We start from the raw sequence: 8,608 nt of genomic DNA, 5'->3' as shown, positions 1-8,608 counted from the left end.
TCTAAATTCAAATTGGAACGATACTTCATTTAGTGATATAATGATATTCATGCCGGAGTAGCTCCAATTGGTAGAGCAACTGACTCGTAACCAGTAGGCTGTGGGTTCAAGTCCCATCTCCGGCACCAGTATACTAAAAAGTCCTTTTTTAAGGACTTTTTTAATTTTGATGTTCTTTCTATAATTATATGTTATAGTAGTGATATGAAATGATATAGTATTATTTAATAGATAGTTGATTAAACATAATATTATTATTCATTTCTCTTTGGTTATTAAATTGATTGTTAAATGGCTTGCTAATGCACTATTCATATGATTTAAATCTAAAAAGGAGAAATTGAATGATAGAAATCACAGATCTTAGTTTTCAATATAATAAGAAAAGTATTGTTTATAAGAATTTGAATTTAAATATAAAAGATAATAGTATCGTTGGGTTGCTTGGTCATAATGGAGCAGGCAAGACAACATTAATTAAATTAATCGCAGGATTATTAAATCCAAGAGAAGGTCATATATTAATTAATGGGATAGCACCTAATGTTAATAAACATAAGCGTGGAATGCTTTCATATATGCCTGAATATGATGGTATTTATAATCAATTGACAGTAATGCAAAATATGAAATTTAGAGCAAGACTTATTCATCTTAAGGATTCCTATATGGAATCAGAATGTGAACGTGTTCTAAAGATGATTGGCTTATGGAAAAAGAAGGATACAAAAGCTTTTCATCTTTCAAATGGCATGAGAAAACGTTTGGTTCTTGCATGTTCATGTCTTGATTATCCAGAAATATTGTTACTTGATGAACCAACCAATGGAGTAGATCAAGAAAGTAAACAAAGAATTATTCGATTATTAAAATCCATGAATAATAAAGGAACAACAATTGTTGTCAGTTCACATGATTTTGAATTAATTAATGCAATCTGTGAGGAAGTAGTGATCATCAATACTGGGAAAATAGAGTATTGTGGTGAAAAGCCTGATGAAGAATCATTAATGAATAAATACTCAAAACTTACCTTTGATGAAGAGGAAGACTGGGATGTGGAATGATATAAAATCACTACTCATTAATGAGTTAACAGGACTTAAATTAAGAAATGATCTTTTAATTCCTGTAGGTACAGCTATTGTTGTGGTTATATATTTACTTAATGGAAAGACAAATAATACTTTAATAATCATGTTATTACCTCATTACTTTGGAGCTATGTGGGGAATGATTCTTTCCGCAACCGCATTTAATAATGAGAAAGAAAACAATATGTTAGATACAATCGTTCTCTCAGGCATATCAGAATATTCTATATATTTAGGAAAGATTCTTTCCCCGTGGCTTCTTGCTTGCATACTAGATTTTATCATTATGATTTTAATCAAGCTCGGTTTTCTAATGAGATATGGAATGTCTATTCATTATTCATTAATAGATTTTATTCTACCAATCTTGATTTCTTATTTTATTGTATCTATGACTCTTAACGTACATATTTTAACTAATAATGATAAACAAGCATTATTTATTACTTTCATCATTGTAGGAGTATTATTTTATCTAGCTTTTAGACTCTTTTTATTACTTAATTTTTCTTTAAATCTTTACATGATTATTGTAGGAATGCTTCTTTCTATGATTACGACGTTTATCTCATTATCATTGATAAGACATATTTCCTATTTCATAAAAACACGTCAATAAAGGAGAAACATGATTACTGATTTAAAAACATTACTTATTAATGAGTTAATAAGTTTTAGATTAACTAAAGAATATATTTTCGTATTTTTAATAGCTGTGATAGGAATGTGGATGTTTGTATATGAACAAGGAAAAAGTGCATTGATAGGTACAGCACTTTCGATTAGTATTGCGCCTGTATTTTATGGAGCACTTTATGCACTCTGTTTTGTAGGAGAAGGATTTAAAAAAGAGAGACAGTACAATATTTTAGATACTATTCTAATATCTGGAATATCAGAATGGTCATTACTTTTATCTAAAGTCATCATCCCTATTATTATATCCTATATTATTACATTAATTACGATTATCTCAATGAGCTATGGTCTTCCATCTCGTCACTTTATATTTTTAGATTTTATTTTACCTGTAATAGTCTCTTATTGTGTATGTGTCTATACTCTTTTTATTCATATTATAGTCAATAATGATAAACGAGCACCTGCTTGTACATTCTTTTCAATCGGAGCTATTTCATTTATTCTTTATCAAATTTATAGATTACTTCCTGTTGATCCATATCTATTTGCGTTATTTACAGGTTTATTGTTAAGTATTGTAGTTTCTTTAGTTACAATCCGAGTAATAAGGAATATATCTCATTATATAAAAATGTAAATATAATTAATGACAATACTTCACAAAAAAAGATTGGAAAAATAATTGAGCCTAATCAAGGTTGTATGGCATAAGCTGTTATAAATAATTAAACAGTTAATATCTGCAAATGAAAAAGAATCTTGTAATGATGTACAATATTTTTTGATGTTAACCTCAAATTTATATAACAGTTCACATTCACGTCACATTTCTCGACTATTATGTACTTGTCGATAGAGATATCGACAACACTCATACAAACATAAAATTCCCTTCCCTTTAAAATTTAGAAAAGGATAAATGAGTCTGTTCCCCTACAGACTCATTTATTTTTTCATTTTGTGAAATAGGAAAGGTGAAAAGAGAGAGGAAAAGTATAATGAAAAATAGAGTATAAAGGGGGATAAAGATGAAAACTTTAGCGATTGATATTGGAGGTACTTTTATCAAGTACGGTTTAATAGATGAAGAGTGTCACCTTTCTCAAAAAGGAAAGGTGCCTACACCTCAAGATACACAGGAACATATTCTAGAAGTTCTTAGTGGTCTTTATCATCAATTTGATGAAGACCTAGAAGGAATCGCAATCAGTGCACCAGGACGCATTGATAGTGAAAATGGTGTTATGATCACTGGGGGTGCTTTACGCTATTTAGATGGTTTCCATCTTATTGAAAATCTTAAGCCGCTATGTGACAATAAGCCTATTTCAATAGAAAATGATGCAAAAGCAGCTGCTTTATGTGAATCATGGATAGGATCTTCAAAAGATTGTGAGAACAGTGTAGTCATGATTTTTGGGTCAGGCATTGGTGGAGGTATTGTCTATAAGAATGATATCATTCGTGGACATCAGCTTATTGCCGGTGAATTTAGTCCTGTCTTTTCAGATATGAGAAGAGATTCTTATCGTGAAATGGCAGATGATTATTCTACTTTGACTGTAGTTAAGAAAGTAAAAGAAACAAAGAATGATGAATCTCTTACAGGAGAAGATATGATGAGACTTTACCGCGAAGGTGATGAAGAAGTCGTATCTATAGTAGAAGACTGGTTTTTTGCGATCGCAAAATATTGTTATAATATTGATAATATCATCAATCCAGATATTATCTGTATTGGTGGAGGAATCAGTGAAGATCCATTATTTGTGGAAGGAATTGAAAAGGCCTTAGTTGAAATTGAAAAGCATGCTTTTACATTTAGAAAACCACCAATTACGGTATGTCAGTACCACAATGATTCTAATTTAATTGGTGCTTATTATACATTTAAAAAGACTCTGCATTAATCTGCAGAGTCTATTTCTTTCTTATAGGCATCAAAGCTACCGATGATTATTAGGAACAATACTGATGTCTGGACAAAGAAGATTGTATAGTCAAGACATCCATGAATAAGGGTCATGAGAATGAAGCCTACAATAAGACCAACAAGGTTATCATTGCATCCTAATTTATGCAGCTTATGAAGACGTTTTGTAGAAGCAACAAAGTATGGTGCAATTGTCGCAATACCGACAATCCCAAAGGAAAGAACGGGATCAATAAAAACATTGTGAGCATGCTGAGTGGGATGAGCATTTGGATAGTTTTTATAGATATGCCAGTATGTCATTGGACCTTCTCCAAATAATGGATGAGTCTTAATGTTCAATAAGGCTACACGCCAGATATTCAATCGTACTCCAAGATAATGCTTGAAATTAGACATACGTGGAATATAGCGAGGATGTGTTGCTAAAAAGACAACCGCAACCCCTGACAATGAAGCAACAGATGCAAATAGTTTTTTATGATGACTATATAGCAACATGATGACTAGTCCTGCCATTAATGCTGGCCAGGCTGTTCTACATCCTGTGAGATAAAGTATAAATAGATTTAATAAAGTAATGAGTATGTAAGAAACTAATCTTTTGATAGAATAGGATTTATTTAGTATTTTATAGAATGTAATACCTACGAAGAAGTTGATCATCATGGCATAGTAATTAGAATTAAAATACACAGAATGAACACGATTAGGTGGTGTATTAAAAATAATGATTTCAAAGTGATCAATATTAAATGTATGTAGGATATACATGTACTGAATAAAACCGATTATACCTACTACAGCACTTAAATAAATAATCAGGGTTGTCATTGTTTCAAAAAAACGTGGTGTCAGATGTTCTCTAAAGAAAAGAGAAATAGTAAAGAACATGACCAACAAGAATGTAAAACCAAAGCCAATCCAGTTCTGATAGAATAATGATACAAGCAGCTGTAGTATTGTGAAGAATAAGATAAAACGACTGCCTTTAATATGTTGATAAGCGCTCTTTATATCACCTGTCTTTAATAAATAAAGAGTGAGAATAAGCCATACTAAGGCACAAGGAATCATCGGGAGAAATAAGGCGATGATCATGATGGTCATCAGCTTTTCTTCACGTGTTAGCTGTTTAAAGAATGTAAACATGTAAAAGCCTCCTGTGTTCTCTATTTTACATGAATTCATAGGGAAAGACAAACTGGTATAAAAAAGGAAAACATATTATAATACGAAATATGAAGACATTAAGAGAAATAAATCAAGAATATCATTTTGAAAAAGAGCGATTAAGACAATGGTTAATAAATAAAGAAATTGATGCTCCAGAAGAAATCTATGATCTTGTATGTGATCAGGTGCTAGAAGATTATATTAAAGAAGAACAGTATGTCATTAGACATACTCCAATAAGAAAGAAATATCAGCTTGTTGATGAATATGAAGCACCAGAGCTTATTCCGATGCCTTTTACAATATTAAATATCCATGATTGTGTTATCCTAGATACAGAAACAACAGGATTATATAAGGATGATGAAATTGTCGAACTATCCGTATTGGATATGTTAGGACATGAACTTTATCATTCTCTTTTTAAGCCAGAAAAGAAAATGGGAAAAGCTGCAATCAGGGTAACAGGACTTGATCATGAGCAGCTTGCCCATGAGCCACTGTTTAAGGATGAATGGCGAAAAATAAAGAAGGCCATTGGTAAAAGAAGAATAATCGGTCATAATGTTGCTTTTGATTATCGTATAACTGTCGCAACAGCTCTGCGTTATGGTATAGAAGAAAGTGAAGTCAAAAGACTGTTCTACAATATGATTGATTCAAAAGAAATCGCAAAGAAATATATTAAAACATCGAGCTATAAGCTTGAAGATCTTTGTCGATTATTTCATATTACAGATCCCCAAAAGCATCGTGCAACTTATGATTGTCTGATGACATTACAGATGCTAAGAGCATTAGAAAATCATCTTATTAATAGGGGAATAACCAAAGAATCATTGGTATATGATCCATTAGTTATCAAGAAGGAAAAAGAGATCATGAATAATAGAAATAAAGCGATAATTTACAGTTATAAGGCAGAAAAATCTATCACAGATATTTCACTATTCTTTGGTGTAAGCTGTGATGAGATAGTTGATATTATCATAGAAGAATATAAGAAAGAAGAATTTGTTCTTCATGTTGATAAAGAAATAGAAGAGAAGGTTATCTTTTTAACAAGAGGAAAACAGACATTAGAAGAATGTCTTCAAGCAACAGGAAAGTATGTACCATCTTATCTTGTGAAGCTTGTACTATTGAAAAGAGGATTTGATTATGAGTAAGAAATATATGTATGTCTATAAGTACTATCCTCAATATGAAGAATCAATGGCATTATGTGAATTTGAAAATATTTTCCATGAACCCTATGAAAAATACTTTTTCACAGATTATGACTATGATTATAAGAGATCTGTATTTATTAAGGAAAGATTGACTATTTTTAAAGAAAGCAATGATCCTGAAGAGATCATTGCTTATCTTAAGGATGCTCATTTATATTATGAGAACTTTAAAGTGATCTTCTATAAGAATGATGAAGTACATGTTCCCTATGAAGAACGTCTTTCATTATGTCATCGATTAAGTGAACCTATTGCTGGTACAACTAAGCTCCATGAACCAGATGTTGAATTGGCTATTACTAAATTAAATAATATCTATTACTTTGGACTCCTTGAACGTAATAGAGATTGGCATCGCTATGAAGTAAAACCTCATTCCTATTCCCATTCTCTTCCTTTAAAAGTCGCAAGATGTGCACTCAATTTAGGGGTGGGCAATGACCTATCCCAGTCTATTATTGATCCTTGTTGTGGGGTGGGAACTGTTGTTCTGGAAGGTCTCGCGATGGGATTGAATATTCGTGGCAGTGATATTAATCGTTGGGTCTCCTATAAGGCCAGATTGAATCTAGAACATTTTGGCTATGATCCATTGCTTATTGAAAAGAAGGATATTCATGATATTAAAGAACAGTATGATCTTTGTATTCTTGATGTTCCTTATGGCGTCTACAGCAATTGTTCAGTGGATGATCAGCTGCTTTTGATTAGTGCTACAAAATCATTTTGTAAACGTCTTGTGGTTATCACCCATGAGAATTATAAAGAGCGTATCGCTTCTTTGGGATTTGTGATTAGAAATCAATGTATGTATAAACGAGGGAACTTTGCACGTTATATAACTTTATGTGAGGTAGAAAAATGAAACATGTATTTTTGATTAAGCCTCTTGAAAAAGATATCCATCCTTTTGTCTCTACAATAAAAACTATTATGAAAGGGAAAGACTATGATATTCACTTTAGTCGTTTTGATGGACATGTAAGTGAAATCATTGCTCAATATGAAGAAAAAGCACGTTTCTACAGTGTAGGAGGAGATGGCTTTTTAAATCAGGTTATTCAGTCATTAATTTATACGACCCATGAATTGGTTGTAATACCATATGGAACAGGAAATGATTTTTCTCGTCTCATCAATATTTCCAAAGATCCTGAAGAAATATTGAGAATGTCTTTAAATAGAGAAACAATCAAGTCAGATGTAATTAAGATGAATGAGCGCTATGTGATCAATACGGCTTGTTTTGGTCTTGATGCGCTTGTTGCTAATACTGTTCATGATAAGAAGGGTGGCTATGTGAAGTCATTATTAAGAAATGTCGTAGGATATCCTTTCTATGAAGTGAAGCTTGAAGATGAAGAAGGCATTCTTTATGAAGGACAGGTAACACTTTGTGTTATTGCCAATGGACGTTATTATGGAGGAGGCTTCTGCATTGCGCCAGATGCCTATATTAATGATGGCTATATGGATATTGTTATCTTGCCTAAGATCAATAAGTGGAGAGCCCCTTATTATCTGGCAAAGATTTTAAGTAAATCTATTCATAAATATAAAAAGACCTTCGTGAAGAAGGTCAAAGCCTGTACAATTTATACAGAAGGCAGCGCAAATATTGATGGTGAACAATATGAAGGCAATGTTCTTCGTATAAAGATCGTACCGCAGGCTGTTAATATCGTTCTTTAAATAAATCCAAAAATTCCTGGGCAATAGGAGAAAGGACTTCATCTTTTCTTGTGATCAAGGCTACTGAAGTATAAAGTTCCTTGTCTTTTAATGTGACAGTCTTTAAGTCCTTATGAACAAAGGTAAGGGCTGTACGTGGAATGATGGCTACACCACCTAATGTTTCTGCCCAGATAAGAGAAGTACGACAATCATCAGATTGTATATGAATATTAGGATAGAACTGCATAGAATTAAGACAGTAGTCCGCAATGAGAGAACGGTAACGACGATGGACAATGAGTGGCAGTGATTTATAATCTGCCATATGATCCATTGAATCATTGACGACATCGGCTGGCCCCACTGCAACCATGGGGTCTTTTTTCATGTAGAACGTCTGAACATTGTTGGCATCAAAAGGAGTTCTTACAATCCCTACATCAATATCGTGGGCAAGAATCAGATCTTTCATTTCAGAAGTAGGACCTTCCTTGATACGGACATTTAATGAAGGATGCTCCTTCATGAACTTGACAATGTGTTTTTGTTGGATCAATGCGGAATTAGATGAAGTAATACCAATACGCAATGTCTGCTTCATAACATCGGTCATCTCTTTCATAGACAAATCTACAAGAGAGAGCACCTGTACACAGCGTCGATAAAAGAGTTTTCCAGCATCAGTCAAGGTAACCTGACGTCTTCCACGAATGATGAGTTCTAATCCAAGTTCCTGCTCAATGGATTTCAACTGGACAGAAAGAGGTGGCTGAGCCATATGCAGCTTCTTCGCCGCTTGGGAGATGGTCCCCTCTTCAACAATGGTTTTATAGTATCTCATTTGTTTAAGTTCCATA

9 protein-coding genes and 1 tRNA gene are annotated in these 8,608 nt (G+C 32.7%); 8 read left to right on the top strand and 2 right to left on the bottom strand.

The window, feature by feature from the left end:
* Positions 1-51: 51 nt before the first annotated feature.
* The 5 genes from J6L95_RS02350 (at position 52) to J6L95_RS02330 (ending at position 3,646) form a co-directional block, all read left to right on the top strand.
* A tRNA-Thr gene (locus tag J6L95_RS02350) sits at positions 52-128 on the top strand.
* Positions 129-344: 216 nt separating this feature from the next.
* Entirely contained in the window at positions 345-1,067 is a 723-nt protein-coding gene (locus tag J6L95_RS02345) for an ABC transporter ATP-binding protein (RefSeq protein ID WP_287458012.1), read from the top strand.
* On the top strand, positions 1,057-1,713 hold the full coding sequence (locus J6L95_RS02340) for a hypothetical protein (RefSeq protein WP_287458011.1): 657 nt from the start codon (positions 1,057-1,059) through the stop codon (positions 1,711-1,713). Before J6L95_RS02345 ends, J6L95_RS02340 begins: the two co-directional genes overlap by 11 nt.
* Before the next feature lie 9 nt (positions 1,714-1,722).
* Positions 1,723-2,373 (top strand): hypothetical protein, encoded by a 651-nt coding sequence (locus J6L95_RS02335; protein WP_287458009.1) that lies wholly within the window; start codon positions 1,723-1,725, stop codon positions 2,371-2,373.
* A gap of 391 nt (positions 2,374-2,764) precedes the next feature.
* On the top strand, positions 2,765-3,646 hold the full coding sequence (locus tag J6L95_RS02330; protein ID WP_238588065.1) for an ROK family protein: 882 nt from the start codon (positions 2,765-2,767) through the stop codon (positions 3,644-3,646).
* Here J6L95_RS02330 and J6L95_RS02325 read toward each other — a convergent pair.
* Entirely contained in the window at positions 3,643-4,821 is a 1,179-nt protein-coding gene (locus tag J6L95_RS02325; protein ID WP_287458007.1) for an O-antigen ligase family protein, read from the bottom strand. The genes J6L95_RS02330 and J6L95_RS02325 overlap by 4 nt on opposite strands.
* Before the next feature lie 89 nt (positions 4,822-4,910).
* Here J6L95_RS02325 and J6L95_RS02320 point away from each other — a divergent pair, with 89 nt between their 5' ends.
* Genes J6L95_RS02320 through J6L95_RS02310 form a run of 3 tightly spaced genes read left to right on the top strand, consistent with a single transcriptional unit; the run spans position 4,911 to position 7,769 of the window.
* Positions 4,911-6,014 (top strand): 3'-5' exonuclease, encoded by a 1,104-nt coding sequence (locus J6L95_RS02320; RefSeq protein WP_074623925.1) that lies wholly within the window; start codon positions 4,911-4,913, stop codon positions 6,012-6,014.
* Positions 6,007-6,942: a TRM11 family SAM-dependent methyltransferase gene (locus J6L95_RS02315; protein ID WP_287458006.1), complete on the top strand. Its 936-nt coding sequence runs from the start codon at positions 6,007-6,009 to the stop codon at positions 6,940-6,942. Before J6L95_RS02320 ends, J6L95_RS02315 begins: the two co-directional genes overlap by 8 nt.
* The gene (locus tag J6L95_RS02310; protein ID WP_287458004.1) at positions 6,939-7,769 is read left to right on the top strand and encodes a diacylglycerol/lipid kinase family protein; all 831 of its coding nucleotides are present in this window, start codon (positions 6,939-6,941) and stop codon (positions 7,767-7,769) included. The genes J6L95_RS02315 and J6L95_RS02310 overlap by 4 nt, the downstream gene beginning before the upstream one ends.
* On the opposite strand, the gene J6L95_RS02305 is transcribed toward J6L95_RS02310, so the two are convergent.
* Positions 7,753-8,607, bottom strand: a complete 855-nt coding sequence (locus J6L95_RS02305; RefSeq protein ID WP_173438038.1) for a LysR family transcriptional regulator — start codon at positions 8,605-8,607, stop codon at positions 7,753-7,755. The genes J6L95_RS02310 and J6L95_RS02305 overlap by 17 nt on opposite strands.
* Position 8,608: the final 1 nt, after the last annotated feature.

Origin of the sequence: Kandleria sp. (genome assembly GCF_017934775.1) — a bacterium.
Taxonomy (GTDB): Bacteria; Bacillota_I; Bacilli_A; order Erysipelotrichales; family Coprobacillaceae; genus Kandleria; species Kandleria vitulina.
Note: the sequence above shows the minus strand (reverse complement) of the source record. Positions and strands in the feature narration are given on the sequence as shown.

Coding starts and splice junctions, on each gene's coding strand:
- J6L95_RS02330 (WP_238588065.1), top strand. CDS start 2,765: ATGAAAACTTTAGCGATTGATATTGGAGGTACTTTTATCAAGTACGGT.
- J6L95_RS02325 (WP_287458007.1), bottom strand. CDS start 4,821: ATGTTTACATTCTTTAAACAGCTAACACGTGAAGAAAAGCTGATGACC.
- J6L95_RS02310 (WP_287458004.1), top strand. CDS start 6,939: ATGAAACATGTATTTTTGATTAAGCCTCTTGAAAAAGATATCCATCCT.
- J6L95_RS02305 (WP_173438038.1), bottom strand. CDS start 8,607: ATGGAACTTAAACAAATGAGATACTATAAAACCATTGTTGAAGAGGGG.
- J6L95_RS02335 (WP_287458009.1), top strand. CDS start 1,723: ATGATTACTGATTTAAAAACATTACTTATTAATGAGTTAATAAGTTTT.
- J6L95_RS02315 (WP_287458006.1), top strand. CDS start 6,007: ATGAGTAAGAAATATATGTATGTCTATAAGTACTATCCTCAATATGAA.
- J6L95_RS02345 (WP_287458012.1), top strand. CDS start 345: ATGATAGAAATCACAGATCTTAGTTTTCAATATAATAAGAAAAGTATT.
- J6L95_RS02340 (WP_287458011.1), top strand. CDS start 1,057: ATGTGGAATGATATAAAATCACTACTCATTAATGAGTTAACAGGACTT.
- J6L95_RS02320 (WP_074623925.1), top strand. CDS start 4,911: ATGAAGACATTAAGAGAAATAAATCAAGAATATCATTTTGAAAAAGAG.